Origin of the sequence: Phenylobacterium sp. (genome assembly GCF_036563385.1) — a bacterium.
Lineage (GTDB): Bacteria > Pseudomonadota > Alphaproteobacteria > Caulobacterales > Caulobacteraceae > Phenylobacterium.
In genome coordinates, this window is sequence record NZ_DATCML010000004.1 from 462,646 (window position 1) to 479,227 (window position 16,582).

The window sequence follows — 16,582 nt, forward strand, 5'->3', positions numbered from 1 at the left end:
GCACCCGCGCGGGGAGGTTTTCGTTAAGCCTCCCCGTGCGGCTTATCTTAAGCTCGGCGTGCGAATCACTCCGCGCGCCGGCAGAGCGGCGCCGGAGGCCAGGCGCCAGGGGCCACCATGCCGATCAGCTATCTTTCGGCCGCGCAGATCACCAACCTTTCGACCACGCGGCTGCAGTCGCTGAACGACACCAAGCTGGGCGACCTGAAGTCGACCCAGGTGGCGGCGCTCACCACCACCGCCATCGAGGGCCTCTCGGCCACCCAGGTGAACGCCCTCTCTGCGACGGGGGTGAAGGGTCTCTCCACCACCCAGATCCAGCACATCACCACCGGGGTGGTGTTCGACACCGACCAGCTGATGGCGTTCTCGGGCGCGCAGTTCAATGCGCTGACCACCACGCACCTGGCGGCCTTGGACGAGACGCGCCTGGACGCGCTCGCCTCCACCCAGCTGGGGGCGCTGACGCTCTCCAAGTTCTCCGGCCTCACCTCGACCCAGGTGGCCTCGCTCACCACCACCCAGCTGCGCGGCCTGTCCTCGGCCCAGTTCATGGGCCTGAGCGACACCGACATCGGCGAGTTCACCACCACCCAGATCGCCGGTCTGGCCGCCACCCAGGTCGCCGGCCTGGGATCGGCCCAGGCGGCGGCCCTCACCACCACCCAGACGGCGGCGTTCAGCAGCCAGCAGATCGGCGCCCTGAGCACCACGGCGCTTTCGGCGCTGAACGGGACGCAGGTGGCGGGCCTGACCACCACCCAGCTCTCCGGCCTCAGCACCACCCAGCTGAAGAGCCTGACCACCACCGACTTCCAGGAACTCACCCAGACCCAGGTGGCGGCGCTGAACGCGACCCAGCTGGGCGCGCTGTCCGGAACGAACCTGGGGTCGCTCACGTCCACCCAGATCCAGGCGCTCACCTCCACCCAGGTGGCGGGCCTGACCACCAGCCAGCTGGGCGTGCTGACCACCACCGAATTCGGCAAGTTCAGCACCACCCAGATCGACCTTTTGACCTCGACCCAGCTGAGCGGCCTGTCGGTGGAGAACCTGTTCAGCCTCTCGGACACCCAGCTCCAGTCGCTCAGCACGACGAAGATCCAGGGGCTGACGGGCTACCAGGTCAGCAGCTTCTCCACGACCGACTTCCAGCGGCTGACCGACACCCAGGTCCGCGCCTTCACCGCGACCCAGATCGGCTCGCTGTCGGTGGAGAACTTCTCCTCGCTGGACTCGACCATGATCCGCTCGTTCGGCACGGCGCAGATCAAGGGCATCTCGGCCTACCAGGCCTATAGCCTGAGCGCGACGGACGCGACGGAGTTCACCTCCACCCAGCTGGCGGCCCTGTCGTCGGATCGCATCGGCGCCTTCTCCACCACGGCGCTCTCGGCGCTCAGCACCACCCAACTCTCCGGGCTCACCGCCGTGCAGCTCGGCGCCCTGACGCCCACCAAGTTCTATGCGCTGAACGCCACCCAGGTGGGCGTCCTGAACGCCACCCAGGTGAAGGGCCTGTCGTCCCCGGTGCTCAGCGCCATGTCCGCCGCCGACTTCCAGAAGTTCAGCGGCCTGCAGATCGCCAACTTCTCCATGGGCCAAATCGGCGCGCTCTCCACCACGGTGATCTCGAGCCTCGACGCCACCCAGATCCAGGCCATCTCGCCCCTCCAGATCCCGGCGCTCACCGTCACCCAGATCCAGGCGATGAGCACCACCCAGATCGGCCAGATGACCGCGGCCCAGCTCAACGCCATGACCGCCACCCAGGTCCAGAGCCTGCCGAGCTAGCGCTCGCCGCTCACCCTCAGGTGGAAGAGCGCGGCCTCGCCGGCGAGGGAGCCGCCCAGCAGGACGTCGTCGGGGCGGCTGGCCTCCAGGGCCGTGACCAGGACGTTTGAGCCCGAATCCAGGAGCCGCGGCGCGCCGGCCCGGCCGTCTCGCTCCAGCACCACCAGCATGCCCGAGGCCGTCAGGTCGGTGCGGCGCCACCGGTAGGGGTCTGGCTTGGCGCCCGCGGCCAGCGGCGGGGCGTAGTCGGTGACGTTGAACTTGCTCGCGGCCAGCAGCGTGCGCCCGTCCGGAAGCGCTGCGAGCGCCCGAACCTCCGACGCCCCGAGGCTGGGGTCCGTGTAGATCGGCTGCGTGGCGAGATCAGTCCCCACTGTGAGCACGTTGGCTTGAGCGTCCTCTCCGCAGCGGGCCGCGGCGGCGCCGCCCAGCAGCACCCGCCCGCCCGTGGCGAGCACGCGCGTCACCACCTGGCCCGGCAGCTCGCGGCGCGCCTTCAGGGCGCCCGTCCGGCCGTCACGCAGCTCGATCCAGGTCACCGGCCACACGCTGCACAGCGGTTCCTGCCAGTCGTCCAACGCCGCGGGCGGGCGGTCTGGCGGAGCCGCCGCACGATCGGTGTAGGTCAACAGGAGGTCGTCCCCGAACGGGCTCACCGTGGCCTCGGCGATATTCCCGCCGCTGGGCGGCGCCAGCTCCGCCATCACGCGCGGGTTCAGGGCGGCGTCCGTCTCGAAGAGCCTCAGCCGGCCCCCATGGCCGGCGGCTTGGCCCCGCAGGCTGAGATCGCCCACCACGAAGGCCGCCCGCCCGCCGCCGAGGGCGCCGCCGCCCAGGGTGAACGAGTCCAACCCCTCGGGCGGCTGGGCGCGCCACGTGGCCACCAGCTCTCCGGCGGGCGAGAGGGCTTCCAGCACCGGCGCGAAGCGGCCGCTCGAGCCCGCCGCATAGCCCGCCACGAGGACCGGCCCGCCGAGGTCGACCATCATCTGCGACGCGCCCACCTCGACGCTCTCGCGCCGCCAGGCGCCCCCCGCGCCCGAGAGCTGGCGCACGGCCCCAGCGTGGCGGCCGCGCGGGTCCGCATCCGAGATCAACCTCGCGACCGTGGCTCCGCCGGCGCGGACCAGGCCGATCACCTCTCCGCCGCGGGCGGTCAGAACCTCCACCTGACGCACCGTGGGGTTGGGCGCCCGGGCCGGGGGCTCGCGAAGGCCGCCGTCGCCCAGGATCACGAAGGGCGCCCAGAACCTCGGATGCAGCCAGGCGCGGCCGGGCGGCTGTTCGAGGAAGAGCTGCTGGGCGGCGGCGAGCGCATCCGACGGGGCCAGCCCCTCCGCCCGCAACCGCTCGAAGGTGGCGGCCACGACCCGGCGGCCGGTTTCGGAGTCCACCGGCCACAGGGTGGCGAGCGTCGCCGGTACGCCGGCGACGGCGAAGGCGGAGGACAGCGCCGGCAGGTCCTGGGCCAGCGCCTCCAGGTCGAAGTTGGCGGTGTTGCAGGCCGAGAGCGCCACGAAGCGGGCTCGAAGGTTGAGGTCGGCGATCTCGCTGGCCGTCAGCAATCCGTCGTCCAGGGGATCGTCGCCGGACACGGGAGTCAGCACGAGCGCCGGCTCCGCCAGCCCCTGCAGGTCCTCGCGGATCAGGCCGTGAGTTGCGAACGAGACATAGGCATAGGCGCCCAGCACCTGAGCGCGCAGACGCCGCTCCGTGGCGTCTGCGCCGAGCAACACCTGGCTCGACGCGAAGGCGCGGGCGGAGGCCAGCAGTTCTGGCCGGGTCTCCGGAAGCGGCGCCAGGCCCGCCACCCTTGCGCCCCGCGTGGCCAATGCCTCGCGGCGTTCGCCCGTCGGTGTCTCTCCCGAGAGCACCGGGTCGCCGACCCCGAGGAAATCGAAATCCCGACCGTTGGCGGGCGCCTTGCGGGCGGCGACAATCAGCGCCGCCGAGCCGGCGTAGCTGATCGCGTGCGAGCGGGCGACCCAAGGCGCCTGGGCAAGATCGTAACCACCGTCCTCGCGCTTCGGCGGGGCCGCGGGCAGCATCACGGAGAGGGGTGCGGCGAGGTTGGCGAGGCCCGGGAGCCAGACGATCCGGTCCCTGGCCCGAACGCAGCCGTCGAACGGGCGGAGATAGAGATCGTAGAGCCGGATCGCCGCCTCAACCGGGAACTGGCTGTCCAGTTGGTCCGAAGGGGCGTGGCCGGAGGTCAGCGCCTGCTGCACCAGCCGGCTGTCGAGCCTCGCCTTCTGAACATCGACCGCGGCCACACGCCACTCGGCCCGATCGCGCCGAACACAGGCATAGGCGAGGCCCTGCGGCGTGCGCGCCACGGCCAGCACCGCTTCGGCGTCGCCCAACACGCTCTGCAGGCGGCGCAGCGGCGTCACGACGCCGGGCCACGTCACGCCAGGCTTGCCCCCGGCCGCATCCGCCCGCGAGATCCGCACGGCGAAGTCGCGCAGCAGAAGCCTCGCGGCGGGGTCATGGGTCAGCGCCCCGCCCGATTCGGCGGCGGCCACGGCCCGCTCCGTGACGGCCTGGATCTGCTCCCGTTCCAGCCGATCGCGACGGGCGCGGAGCCGCAGCGCCTGATGCACCGCCCGCCGCTGCAGCTCGCCTTCTGCCCGGCTGAGCGCAGCCACGGCCTCCGCGTCAAAGGCGGAGGCTCCTCGTCCCGCGATCTGCATCAACCCGAAGGCGGCGTCCTTGTCCCCGGCCCCGCCGCCGATCTGCAACAGCAACGCGACCAGCAGCGGCTCCAGGGCCGCGTGGCCGCCGAAGCCACGCTCGGCGCCGAGCACCGCGCGGGCCGCGGCGTCGAACCGGGCGGCGCGCGCGGGCCCCGGTGCCGTCCGCAGCGCTGCGGCGACGAGGCTGTAGGGATCCGCCTCGACGGCGGCGGGAGGCGGTGCGGCGGGGTCACCGGCCAGAGCCGCCACCGCCGCTACGGTGGCCAGATATTCCGGCGTCTCGGAGGCCACCGGCTGGGCTTCCGCCAGGGCTCCGCGGGCGCAGGCGAGGTCGGACTCAGCCGCGCAGGTGGCGGCCTGGAGAAGCAAGGCCTGGGCGAGCAGCTCGGCGCGCGTGGCGGGCTCCAGCTCCAGGTCGCGGAGCAGGGACAGGGCGGCGTCGGCCGCCGCACGCGCGCCCGGCAGGTCGGCGCGGGCGCCCAGCAGCCGCGCCTCGGAGATGCGGTACAGCGCCAGGTCCAGGCTGCGGGCCGGCATGGCCTTTGGCAGGGTCTCTCGGGTGGCGCGATAAAGCCCGTAGGCGCGCTCGGCCTGGCCGGCGTCGAGGAGCGTCGTGAGACCACCCGCCAGAGCGCGGGCCACCGTCGCCGGCGACGCCTCGGGGTTGCGAAGCGAGGCGATCATCGACAGCAGCCGGTCCGCGCTCGCGGCGGCCTCGACCGGCCGCCCCAGGGCCAACTGCACCCGCCCCGCCAGCAGCTGTCGCTTCAGATAGAGTTCGCGGGCATAGGAGATCTCGCTCGCCCATCCGGGACCGGCGGGGATTTGCGCCGTCACGTCAGGCCGTCCGAGCGCCAGTCGGGCCTCGTCGACGTAGTAGGTGGCGGTCTGACCGAGCAGGGCGGACGCTGCGCCGTCCGGCACGGGTGCAGCCTTGGCCGCCGCGATGTAGTCCGGGATTCGCTGCGTAAGGCAGGTCCGCGAGCGGCTCTCGACGCAGACGTCGAGCAGGCGGCTGAGGATGAGCAAGCGCACGGCCGGATCGCGTGCTTCGGCTGTCTGCAGCGCCGCCCCTAACGCCGCCTGCGCGGCGAGGCTCCGCCCTTCGGCGTGCAGGGCGCCCGCGGTCTGCAGCGCCGCTGCAGGCGCGTCCGCGATGGCCCCCGCCCGCCGACAGAATGCAACTTGCGGTTAGCCACAGCCCAGCTAGGGTCCGGAGTAACAATGCTCTAGGGGGGCGCAAGGCCATGAAATCGTTCCGGATCGCCGCGATCGCGGCGGCCTTGTCGCTCGCATCATACGCGCAGGCGACCGCGCAGGAAGACCTGCTCGGCCGCAAGGCCCAGCTTTCGGGCGCGACGCGCGCCGCCAGCCAGCCGTCCCTGCCGGACATGCCGGAAAGCAGCGGGGTGGCGGTGGGCAAGGCGCTAGGCCGGCTTAAGCCTGAAGGCCGCGCCAACACACGCGGCGCCAAGGAGACCGGCATCTACCAACGCGCGGCGCCGGCGGTCGTCCTGGTCGTCGCGGAGGACGCCGTGGGCTCGGGCGTCCTGATCGGCGCCGATGGGCGTATCGTCACCAACCTGCATGTGGTCGGCGACGCCAAGGAAGTCGGCGTGGTGTTCAAGCCCAGCATGGAGGGCGCGGCGGTCGGCGACGCCGACGTGCGCGTCGCCAAGGTGATCCGTCGCGACGATGTGGCGGATCTGGCGCTGCTCCAGGTGGAGGCCGTTCCGCCCGGCGTGACCCCACTGGAGCTTGGGAACTCCACGACGCTGGAGGTGGGCGCCGATGTCCACGCCATCGGCCACCCGACCGGGGAGGCCTGGACCTACACCCGCGGCATCGTCAGCCAGATCCGTCGCGCCTACGGCTGGAAGGCCGGAGACAAGGTGCAGCACGAGGCGACGGTCATCCAGACGCAGACCCCGATCAACCCCGGCAACTCGGGCGGGCCGCTGATCGACGACAACCTGAAGGTGGTCGGCATCAACAGCTTCAAGGGTGAGGGCGAAGGGATGAACTACGCGGTGTCGGCGGAGGACGTGAAGTCGTTCCTGGCCCGCACCCAGGACCGGGTGAGCCAGACGCGCCAGGCGGCGGCGGAGACCTGCAAGGCCCAGGCGGTGGAGGAGGAGCCCTACGACAAGCCGAAGGGCACGCGCTTCCTGATGGACACCGACTGCGACGGCGAGGGCGACAGCGTGCTGATCGTGCCGAAGAGCAAGCGCGACCCGATAGTGGTCATCACCGACGAGGACGGGAACGGCGACCTCGACACGATGTATTTCGACGACAACCAGGACGGCGACTTCGAGACCGCCCTCTACGACACCGACGGCAACGGCAAGCCCGACCTGCGCGGCGACTTCCGCAACGGCGAGGACGAGCCCTACCGGATGGAGAAGATCTCCGAGAAGTAGCCCTAGAGGTCCTCGATCCCGCAGCCCAGGGCGTCGCAGATGCGGTCGGCGACGATGGCGCGGTGGCAGCCGCGGGCGTCGGCCTCGTAGCAGAGCAGGGCCGCCTTCTTCTGCCGGGCGATCTCGGTGGCCTTGGCGAGCTCCAGCTGGGCGGCGGGCTCGGCCAGGTGGTCCTCGAAGATGGCCCGCATCTCGGCGACCCGCCCCTTGCGCGCGGCGTCGCGGCCGGACTTGGGCGTGCCGAGCTGGCGCAGGTGGACGTAGTCGATGCCGGCGTCCTTCAGGCTGGCGGCCAGCAGGGTCTTGGAGAAGCCGGCCCGGCGGGAGGCGGCCACGGCGCGCACGTCGATCAGCACCTCGACGCCGGCCTGCTTCAGCCGCTCGATCACCTGGGCCTGGGTTTCGCTCTCGTAGCCGATGGTCGCCAGCTTCATGTCTTCTTCCGTGGGGTGAGGCCGCTATATGGGGCGTCGGAGGGATCCATGGACGCCAGGGTGGAGTACGAGCCGCAGGCGCGGTTGATCGAGCTTGCGCAGCGCGGGGGCGCCATGGCGGCGCTCGACTTCGGGCCGCCCGAGCGTTCGGTCGACATCGTCTTCTCCCACGCCAACGGTTTCAACGCCCGCACCTATCGCACGATCCTGGCGCCGCTGGCCGCCGAGCTCCGGATCCTGGCCATCGACCTGCGCGGCCACGGCGCCTCCACCCTGCCGGCGACCGTGGAGGGCCGAGCGGGATGGGACGAGTTCCGGGACGACCTGCTGGCCCTGCTCGAGGCGGCGACGGACGGCGCCGTGGTGCTGGCCGGCCATTCCATGGGCGGGACGTCCAGCCTGCTGGCGGCCGCCGCGCGTCCCGAGCGCGTCCGCGCGCTGGCGCTGTTCGATCCCGTGCTGGTGCATACGCCCGGTCAGCGCTCGGAGGACGACCCTGCCGTCGCCAATTCGCCGCTGGTCCAGGGGGCGCTGCGCCGTCGGGCCGAATTCCCGAGCAAGGCCGCCGCGCTCGAGGCCTACCGCGGGCGCGGGGCCTTCCGCACCTGGTCGGAGGCCCAGCTCGCCGACTATGTGGAGGCCGGCTTCCGCGACACCGCGGACGGCGAGGCGACCCTGACCTGCCGGCCCGAATGGGAAGCCTCCAACTTCCGTTCGCACAACTACGATCCGTGGGGCGCCTTCCAGGCCACCCGCTGTCCCGTGCGCATCCTGCGGGCGGAGCAGGGCAGCACGGCCAGGCTCGACGATCGCCTGCCGGAGCTCGAGGCGACCGGCCGTATCCGAGTGGAGACCGTCCCCGGCACGAGCCACTTCCTGCCCATGGAGCGGCCCGATCTCGTGCGCCAGACGCTGCGCAGCCTGACCAGCTAGAGGCTCAACCCGGGCGCAGCTTCGGCGTTGGCGGCCGCCAGCGCCTCTTCGCTGAGGGTGATGATCTTGCGGGTCTCCAGGTCGAAGGAGACGGCGATGGCCTCGGCCGAGCCCCAGGCCCTTCCGGTGTCGGGGTCCAGCAGCCAGTGCACCAGCCGCCGGAAGCGTGCGTCGCCGCCGGCCGGAGCGGAGCGCAGCTCCACGCGGTCGCCGGCTCGCGGCCAGTCGAAGTGCAGCAGGCGGTACTCCAGGGCCGCGCCGCCCACCTTGCCCTGGTGCTCGCCCTCGCCCGGACGGCGGCCGCCGAAGAAATGCGGGATGCCGTCCGAGATGCGGGCCATCATCAGCTCGGTGCGCATCCGGCCGAAGGTGTCGCAGTCGGAGGCCCGCACCGCGCCCAGCGCCGTGCGCTTCAGGCCAAGTTCGTTGGCCCGGGCCAGGCTCGCCTGGCTTTCCACGGGGGCGAGGCCGATGCTGCGCGGGGCGGCCTTGTCTGGAACGGTGATGGCGAGCTCCGCGGCGCGCCGCCGGATCCGCTCGGGCCAGCTGAAGGCGCAGCCGTCGCGGGGCGTGGCGTGCGCCACCACGGTCTGGAAGCTGGCCGCGACGTCGCCGTTCTGGTGCAGCAGGAGCAGCAGCAGCCGAGCGGTGTCGTCTCCGATCTCCACCACCCCGCCCATCATGTGCAGCGGCGCGCCGGGACGGGCCTCCTTGATGAAGCGGATGTGCTGCTCGCGGACGATCAGCGTCGCGCCCGCATGAGGCGCGAAGGCGTGCGGCATGCCGAGCTCGGCCGCGAGGCCGACGAGGCCTTCCATGGACTTGGCCACGTAGAAGCCGACGTTCAGGTGGCCCATGGCGTCGCATTCCCAGGTGGCGACGCTGCCCCGCCAGACTTCCACGCCCTCGCTCAACGCCTCGCTCCCCGGTTTGCGGCCGGGGAGCTTAGGGGCGAGCGCGGTCCGCGGCTAGCGCTTGCCCTCTACGGGATCGGCGCCCGGCCCGAGGCGGCCTTCGTTGGCCGAGGCGGGGGCGGTGGTGTCGCCTGCGCCTTGACGGGTCGGCGCGTCGGCCGCCGGATCGAAGCTGCGGCTCTCGCCGCCCTCGCCCGTGACGGCCTCCGTGCGGCCCGTGCGCTCCACCGAGTCGTCCTGCCGGACAGAGGGGTAGCGCTCGGCGCCGGCGTTGTCCTCGGCCGCGTTCAGCGGCTGGGCGGCGTTGCCTTCGCGGCCTTCGGTGTTCATCTCGTCGCGTCCTTCGGACATGTGCGGCTCCTTGGATGTCTCGCCATCAGAAGCGCCGGCGCGCGGCGGGTGTTCCCGTGTGGCCGCTCGCCCCCGCGCCGGGCGCGTGCGAAGATCGGCCGGGTTGGGCGAGGAGCGGCGATGGCGGACGGACGGGCGGGTAAGGTGCTCTACAAGCGGCACTCGGGCCTGGTTCGGCTCACCCACTGGCTGAACGTGCTCGCCATCAGCCTGCTGCTGATGAGCGGCCTGCAGATCTTCAACGCCCACCCGGCGCTCTACTGGGGCCAGAAGTCCACGTTCGCCGAGCCCTGGCTCTACATGGGCATGGCCGAGGTCAGGGGCGAACCGGTTGGCGTGACGCTCCTGGGGGACCGCGCCTATCGGACCACGGGCGTGCTCGGCTACTCCGGGGCGGAGGGCCGACGCGAGCCGCGCGGCTTCCCGGCCTGGGCGACGATCCCAAGCTACCGGGACCTTGCGAGCGGCCGGCGCTGGCACTTCTTCTTCGCCTGGCTGTTCGTCATCAACGGCCTCGTCTACCTGTCCGCCGCCCTGATCTCCGGCCACTTGCGCCGCGACCTGCTGCCCACCCGCGAGCAATGGCGGCTGAGGCACGTCTGGCGCGACGTGCTCGACCACGCCCGTCTGCGCTTCCCCAGGGGCGAGGCGGCCCGCACCTACAACGTTCTCCAGAAGCTGACCTACCTGGCGATGATCGGCGTGGTTCTGCCGCTGATCCTGCTGACCGGGCTCTGCATGTCGCCGGGTTTCAACGCCGGCGCGCCCTGGCTCGTCGACCTGTTCGGCGGCCGGCAGTCGGCGCGATCCATCCACTTCATCTGCGCCGCCCTGACCGTCCTCTTCGTGCTGGTGCACGTGGCGCTGGTGGCGCTGTCGGGGTTCTGGAACAACATGCGCGGCATGATCACCGGCCGCTACGCCATCGAGACCGAGGGGGTTCGCCCATGAGCGCGCCTGACCGCCGCCGCTGGCTGGCGGGCGCAGGCGCCTCGCTCGCCGGCCTTGCGCTCACCGCCTGCGACCGGCTGAACGCCCATCCCGGCTTCACCCGCGTGCTGGCCAGCGCTGAGGGGCTGACCCGGCGCGCCCAGCGGTTGGTCGTCGACCGAAAGGCCCTGGCCCAGGAGTTCACGCCGGAGGACCTCTCGCCCGACTTCAAGGCCAACGGCACCATTCGGCCGAGCTCCCCCGCCTATGCCGCCCACGCCGCAGCAGCCTTCGCCGACTGGCGGATCCTGGTGGACGGGCTCGTGGAGCGGCCGCAGTCGCTCAGCCTGGACGAACTCCGCGCCCTGCCCGCCCGCACCCAGATCACCCGACACGACTGCGTCGAGGGCTGGTCGGCCATCGGCAAGTGGACCGGCGCGCGCCTCGGCCCGCTGCTCGACCGCGCCGGGCTGAAGCCTGAGGCGCGCTACCTGGTCTTCCACTGCGCCGACCACCTGGGACCGAACCAGGACGAGAGCGACCGCTACTACGAGAGCATCGACCTGATCGACGCCTACCACCCCCAGACCCTGCTGGCCTACGCCATGAACGATCAGCCCCTGCCGGTGGCCCATGGCGCGCCGGTGCGGCTGCGGGTGGAACGGCAGCTCGGCTACAAGCACGCCAAGTACGTCCAGCGGATCGAAGCGGTGGCCGACTTCGCCCACATCCGCGGCGGCAAGGGGGGCTTCTGGGAGGATCGCGGCTACGAGTGGTACGCCGGCATCTGACGGCGCTTGGCGGCCGCCGGGTAAGCGGCCGATGATGCCCGCCTTCGGGAGGAGACAGCCATGAACGCCCCAGCCCAGTTCGACGCCACCAGCCGCGCCTGGACCTGCTTCGACGTCACCATCGAGGACCACGTCGCCCACATCCGGCTGAAGCGGCCGGAGGCGATGAACACCATGGTGCGCCCGTTCTGGAACGAGCTGCCGGCCATCGTGAACGAGATCAACGCCAAGGCGCTGGCCCGCTGCATTGTCATCTCCTCCACCGGCAAGCACTTCTGCGCCGGCATGGACCTGGCGGTGTTCCAGGGCGGCGGCTCCACGTCCGACCCGGCCTCCGAGGACCGGCACGTGAACGCCGAGGCGATGCGGTTTCACGTGAAGCTGCTGCAGGACGCCTTCTCCTGCCTGGACGAGGCGCGCATGCCGGTCATCGCCGCCATCCAAGGCGGCTGCGTCGGCGGGGCCGTGGACATGACCAGCGCCTGCGACATCCGCTACTGCACGTCGGACGCCTTCTTCGTGATCCAGGAGATCAACATCGGCATGACCGCCGACGTCGGCACCTTCCCCAGGCTGTGCAAGCTGATCCCGGAGGGCTGGGTGCGCGAGCTGGCCTACACGGGCCGCCGTCTGCCGGCCCAGCGGGCGAAGGAGATCGGCCTGGTCAACGAGGTGTTCGACACGCACGAGGCCGTCGTCGAGCACGCCCTGGCCACGGCCCGCGAGATCGCCTCGAAGGCGCCGTTGGCGGTCACCGGCTCCAAGGTGATGATCAACTACGCGCGCGACCACAGCATCAAGGACGCGCTCGACTACATCGCCGTGTGGCAGACCGCGATGTTCTCCGGCCCGCACATGGCCGAGGCTTTCAAGGCCAAGGCCGAGAAGCGCGACGCGAACTTCCCCGACCTCGCGCCGCTCCGCGGCGAAATGTGAGGCTAGGCCATGTCCTGGGCGAGCAGCTCGACCTCGGCGCCCGTGAGGTCGCAGCCGGCCATGCGGGCCTGGCCGAGGTCGGCTTCCAGGAAGCGGGCCCGAGGGGCGGAGGCTCCGCGAAAATCAGCGTGGCGTAGGGAGGCCCGGGTGAAGTCGGTGCGCACATAGCGACCTTCGGCGATCATCAGCGGCCCCATGCGGGCGCCGCGCAGGTCGGCGCGGGCGAGCTGGGCGCCCGTGAGCTTGGCCCCGCGCAGGTCGGCGTCGCGCAGATTGGCCCCGCGCAGATCGCAGCTGGACAGGTCGGCCCCCTGCAGCTCGACGCCCTGGAGATCCATGCCGAACAGCACCGACCGCGGGGCGACCAGGGCGGTCAGCTTGCGCTGGCGCAGGTGGCGCAGCGGACGGAAGTCGATCTCGGGCAGGTTCATCACCCGCCCGCGCGACCCGTCGCTCTGGCAATACGCTTCGTGCTCGGCCAGCACCTGATCGAGGGGGCGGTCATCGATGTAGACGAGCGGCGGCGGCGCGCGCAGCACGTCGGTCAGATCGGCGTCATCGAGCCGCGCGTGCTCCAGGTTCACCCCGGCCAGCACCGCCCGCTTCATAGAGGCGCCGGTGAGATCCGCTCCGCCGAGGTCGGCGCCGGACAGGTCGGCCCCGTCCAGCACCGCCTTGTGCAGGCGCGCCCCGGCCAGCAGGGCGCCAGCGAGGTTGGCGTCCGTGAAATCCACCGCCATGGCGATGGCGCCGGCCATCTGGGCGCCGGCGAGATTGGCGCCGGAGAGGATCGCGTAGTTCAGCTCGCCGGGCCGGTGCTCGTGGCGCAGCACGCGGAAGCCGTCCAGCTTGTCCTGCAGGGCGATGCGGCCTTCGCGCAGGTCGCAGCCGGCGAGGTCCGCGCCCGCCAGGTTGGCGCCGCGGAGACAGGCGCCCCGCAGATCGGCGCGCTTGAGATTGACCCGCCGCATGTCGGCTTCGCGGAGGTCTGCGCCGAACAGGATGGCGCGGGAGAGATTGGTGCGCGACAGGATGGCGCCGTCCAGCCGGGCGCCGGCGAGGTCCGCCTCGCGCAGGTCCAGGCCCTCCAGCGAGCAGTTGGAAAGATCGGCGTGGGTGAGCGACAGCCGTCGCCCGCCCGAGCGGCCGGCGAGATAGCGCTGATGAGCCTCCACCGCCTCGCGGAGCACATTGGCGTCCAGCGCCACATGGTGGGGTACGGCTTGGGTCGACATCGGGCCTGCTCGGGAAGCACCGTGCGCTCCGCCGGCTTAAGGAACGGTTGCGCGGTTAAGCATCACGAGCGCTTCCCTCCACGCCCGGAGTGGCCGAGAGGAACGGCGCATGAGCGTGGAACTTCCCCGGCCGCTGCGGGCGGCGCTGGAGCAGGAGCTCGAAGGCGTGTCCCGTCGCGGCCTCGCCGAGCGGGCGGCGCGGACCTCCGCCGCCTACCGCGCAGGTCAAGGATCGGCCGGCGTGATCCGGGATGTCGAAGACGCCCTCGCCTATGCCCTGGCGAGGCTGCCGGCCACCTACGCCGCCTGCGCCACGGTGTTCGCCGAGGCGGCGCGGATGGCGCCGGAATTTGCGCCGGCCGAGATGCTGGACGCGGGATCCGGCCCCGCGGCCGCCAGCTGGGCGGCGCTGCAGGCCTGGCCTGTTCTGCAGCAGGTCACCTGGCTGGACGCCAGCACGCCGTTCCTCGACTCCGCCGGGCGGCTGGCGGTGGAGGCGCCCCCGCCGCTCCGCGAGGCGCGCCGGCTGCGCGCGGACCTGACGGCGCCCGGACCTTGGCCCTCCGCGGATCTGGTGGCGGCGAGCTACGCCCTCGCCGAGATCCCGCCGGCCAAGCAGGTCGCCGTGGTGACCGCCCTTTGGGCGGCGGCCCGCGGCCTCCTCGTGCTGGTCGAACCCGGCACGCCGGCCGGCTTTGCTCGACTGCTGCAGGCCCGAACGGCGCTGGTCGCGGCCGGCGCGGACCTGCTCGCCCCCTGCCCGCACGCTCGCAGCTGTCCCCTCGCTGCACCCGATTGGTGCCACTTCTCGGTCCGCCTGCCGCGCAGCCGCGATCACCGTCTGGCCAAGGGCGCCGAGGCGCCGTTCGAGGACGAAAAGTTCGCCTACCTGATCGCGGCGCGGCCGGGGGTGGCGGCCGGCCCCCGGTCCGCCCGGGTGCTGCGCCACCCCAGGGCCAGCAAGCCCGGCCTTGAACTCAGGCTCTGCGGGGAGGCGGGCCTGGAGACCCGCCTCGTCGGCAAACGCGACAAGGTCGCCCACGCCCGCGCCCGGCGGCTGGGCTGGGGCGACGCCTGGGAGACCTGAGCCGCCTCAGGCTTGCTCGGCCGCGTGCCGGTTCTTCACCAGGTCATCCACGACGCCGGGGTCGGCGAGGGTGGAGGTGTCGCCAAGGTTGGAGAGGTCGTCCTCGGCGATCTTGCGCAGGATCCGGCGCATGATCTTCCCGGACCGCGTCTTCGGCAGCCCTGGGGCGAACTGCACGACGTCGGGCGCGGCGAACGGCCCGATCTCCCGGCGCACCCATCCCTTCAGCTCGGCCTCCAGGATATCGGTGGGCTCCACGTCGGCCTTCAGCGTCACGTAGCAGTAGATGCCCTGGCCCTTCACCGGATGGGGGAAGCCGACCACTGCGGCCTCCGCGACGTTCTCGTTCGCGACCAGGGCGCTCTCGATCTCGGCGGTGCCGAGGCGATGCCCCGAGACATTGATCACATCGTCCACCCGGCCGGTGATCCAGTAGTAGCCGTCCTCGTCGCGGCGGGCTCCGTCCCCGGTGAAGTACTTGCCGGGATAGGTGGTGAAGTAGGTGGTGATGAAGCGCTCGTGGTCGCCGTACACCGTCCTCATCTGGCCGGGCCAGGAGTCGGTCAGGCAGAGGTTGCCGGAGACGGCGCCCTCCAGGACCTTGCCGTCCGCGTCCACCAGCTGCGGCTTCACGCCCGGCAGCGGCTTGGCGCAGGATCCGGGCTTGGCGGCATGGGCCCCCGGCAGGGGCGTCATCAGGCAGGCGCCGGTCTCCGTCTGCCACCAGGTGTCGACGATCGGACACCGCCCTTCACCCACGACCCGGTGGTACCAGAGCCAGGCTTCCGGATTGATCGGCTCGCCCACCGTGCCCAGCAGGCGCAGCGACGATCGGGAGGTGCGGGTCACAGGCTCGTCACCCTCCCGCATCAGGGCGCGGATCGCCGTCGGCGCCGTGTAGAAGATCTCCACCTGGTGCTTGTCGATCACCTCCCAGAAGCGGGAGGAGGTCGGATAGTTCGGCACGCCCTCGAACATCACGGTCGTGGCGGCGTTGGCCAGCGGGCCGTAGACCACATAGCTGTGCCCGGTGACCCAGCCGATGTCGGCGGTGCACCAGAAGACTTCGCCGGGGCGGTAGTCGAAGACGAGCTCATGGGTGTGAGCCGCCCAAGTCAGGTAGCCGCCGGTGGTGTGAAGCACGCCCTTGGGCTTACCCGTCGAGCCTGAGGTGTAGAGGATGAACAGCGGGTCCTCGGCGTTCATCGGCTCGGGATCGCACTGGTCGGAGACGGTGGTCTTCAGGTCGGACCAGTAGGCGTCGCGGCCCTGCGTCATCGGCACGTCGCCCCGGGTGCGGCGGACCACGATCACGTCGGTCACGCCGGGGCAGGTCTTCAGGGCCTCATCGACGTTGCGCTTGAGAGGGACCACCCGGCCGCCCCGCAGCCCCTCGTCAGCGGTGATCACCACCTTGGAGTCACAGTCCTGGATGCGTCCGGCCAGGCTGTCAGGCGAAAAGCCGCCGAACACCACCGAGTGCACCGCGCCGATCCGGGCGCAGGCCAGCATCACCGCCGCCGCCTGCGGGATCATCGGCAGGTAGATGGTCACGCGGTCGCCCTTCCGGACGCCCTTGGCCTTCAGGACGTTGGCCCAGCGGCAGACCTCGGCGTGGAGTTGCTTGTAGGTGAGGACGTCGTAGACCTCGGGGTCGTCGCTCTCCCAGATGATCGCCGTTTGGTCGCCGCGCGTGGCGAGGTGCCGGTCGAGGCAGTTCACCGAGACGTTCAGCACCCCGTCGGCGTACCAGCGGATGCGGAAGTCCTCGCGCCGGAAGGACACGTCCTTGATCTCGGTCGGCGCCTTGATCCAGTCCAGCCGGCCCGCGACGTCGCGCCAGTAGGCCTCGGGGTCCTGCGCCTCGCGGCGCACCGCAGCCTCATAGCCGGCCTCGTCCATCCGGGCCCGCTTGGCCCACGCCTCCGGAACCGGGAAAGCCTCGCTGTCGGACATGGGTCGCACTCCCCGAAAAGGTTGTGGATCACTATGCGACCAGGCCCTTCCGGCGCAACACGCCGCAGCATGGGCGGTTGAGGCGACTCAGGGCGGCCGCCA

At 71.6% G+C, this 16,582-nt stretch carries 13 protein-coding genes; 7 read left to right on the top strand and 6 right to left on the bottom strand.

Annotated elements, in window-relative coordinates; all coding sequences use genetic code 11:
* Positions 1-117 precede the first annotated feature (117 nt).
* Positions 118-1,794 (top strand): ice nucleation protein, encoded by a 1,677-nt coding sequence (locus VIL67_RS03115; protein WP_332047378.1) that lies wholly within the window; start codon positions 118-120, stop codon positions 1,792-1,794.
* On the opposite strand, the gene VIL67_RS03120 is transcribed toward VIL67_RS03115, so the two are convergent.
* Positions 1,791-5,525 (bottom strand): CHAT domain-containing protein, encoded by a 3,735-nt coding sequence (locus tag VIL67_RS03120; protein WP_332047379.1) that lies wholly within the window; start codon positions 5,523-5,525, stop codon positions 1,791-1,793. The two genes, VIL67_RS03115 and VIL67_RS03120, sit on opposite strands and share 4 nt — an antisense overlap.
* Before the next feature lie 212 nt (positions 5,526-5,737).
* On the opposite strand from VIL67_RS03120, the gene VIL67_RS03125 reads away from it, so the two are divergent.
* On the top strand, positions 5,738-6,913 hold the full coding sequence (locus VIL67_RS03125) for a S1C family serine protease (protein WP_332047380.1): 1,176 nt from the start codon (positions 5,738-5,740) through the stop codon (positions 6,911-6,913).
* 2 nt (positions 6,914-6,915) lie between these two features.
* Here VIL67_RS03125 and VIL67_RS03130 read toward each other — a convergent pair whose 3' ends face one another.
* A complete protein-coding gene (locus tag VIL67_RS03130; protein WP_332047381.1) occupies positions 6,916-7,347 on the bottom strand; it encodes a DUF488 domain-containing protein in 432 nt (143 codons plus the stop codon).
* A gap of 48 nt (positions 7,348-7,395) precedes the next feature.
* On the opposite strand from VIL67_RS03130, the gene VIL67_RS03135 reads away from it, so the two are divergent.
* A complete protein-coding gene (locus tag VIL67_RS03135) occupies positions 7,396-8,280 on the top strand; it encodes an alpha/beta fold hydrolase (protein WP_332047382.1) in 885 nt (294 codons plus the stop codon).
* On the opposite strand, the gene VIL67_RS03140 is transcribed toward VIL67_RS03135, so the two are convergent.
* A complete protein-coding gene (locus VIL67_RS03140; RefSeq protein WP_332047383.1) occupies positions 8,277-9,194 on the bottom strand; it encodes a thioesterase family protein in 918 nt (305 codons plus the stop codon). The two genes, VIL67_RS03135 and VIL67_RS03140, sit on opposite strands and share 4 nt — an antisense overlap.
* A gap of 54 nt (positions 9,195-9,248) precedes the next feature.
* A complete protein-coding gene (locus VIL67_RS03145) occupies positions 9,249-9,545 on the bottom strand; it encodes a hypothetical protein (RefSeq protein ID WP_332047384.1) in 297 nt (98 codons plus the stop codon).
* A 120-nt stretch (positions 9,546-9,665) separates the two neighbouring features.
* Between VIL67_RS03145 and VIL67_RS03150 the strand changes: the two genes are divergently transcribed.
* The 3 genes from VIL67_RS03150 to VIL67_RS03160 are packed head-to-tail and all read left to right on the top strand — an operon-like array spanning position 9,666 to position 12,202.
* On the top strand, positions 9,666-10,496 hold the full coding sequence (locus VIL67_RS03150) for a cytochrome b/b6 domain-containing protein (RefSeq protein ID WP_332047385.1): 831 nt from the start codon (positions 9,666-9,668) through the stop codon (positions 10,494-10,496).
* Positions 10,493-11,266, top strand: a complete 774-nt coding sequence (locus VIL67_RS03155; RefSeq protein ID WP_332047386.1) for a molybdopterin-dependent oxidoreductase — start codon at positions 10,493-10,495, stop codon at positions 11,264-11,266. The genes VIL67_RS03150 and VIL67_RS03155 overlap by 4 nt, the downstream gene beginning before the upstream one ends.
* A gap of 60 nt (positions 11,267-11,326) precedes the next feature.
* Positions 11,327-12,202 carry a crotonase/enoyl-CoA hydratase family protein gene (locus VIL67_RS03160; RefSeq protein ID WP_332047387.1) on the top strand — a complete coding sequence of 292 codons (876 nt, stop codon included), beginning with the start codon at positions 11,327-11,329 and terminating at the stop codon, positions 12,200-12,202.
* Between the two features lie 2 nt (positions 12,203-12,204).
* Here VIL67_RS03160 and VIL67_RS03165 read toward each other — a convergent pair whose 3' ends face one another.
* Positions 12,205-13,437, bottom strand: a complete 1,233-nt coding sequence (locus VIL67_RS03165) for a pentapeptide repeat-containing protein (protein WP_332047388.1) — start codon at positions 13,435-13,437, stop codon at positions 12,205-12,207.
* Between the two features lie 109 nt (positions 13,438-13,546).
* Here VIL67_RS03165 and VIL67_RS03170 point away from each other — a divergent pair, with 109 nt between their 5' ends.
* Positions 13,547-14,524: a small ribosomal subunit Rsm22 family protein gene (locus tag VIL67_RS03170; RefSeq protein WP_332047389.1), complete on the top strand. Its 978-nt coding sequence runs from the start codon at positions 13,547-13,549 to the stop codon at positions 14,522-14,524.
* A 6-nt stretch (positions 14,525-14,530) separates the two neighbouring features.
* Here VIL67_RS03170 and acs read toward each other — a convergent pair whose 3' ends face one another.
* A complete protein-coding gene (gene acs / locus VIL67_RS03175) occupies positions 14,531-16,480 on the bottom strand; it encodes an acetate--CoA ligase (protein ID WP_332047390.1) in 1,950 nt (649 codons plus the stop codon).
* Positions 16,481-16,582 lie beyond the last annotated feature (102 nt).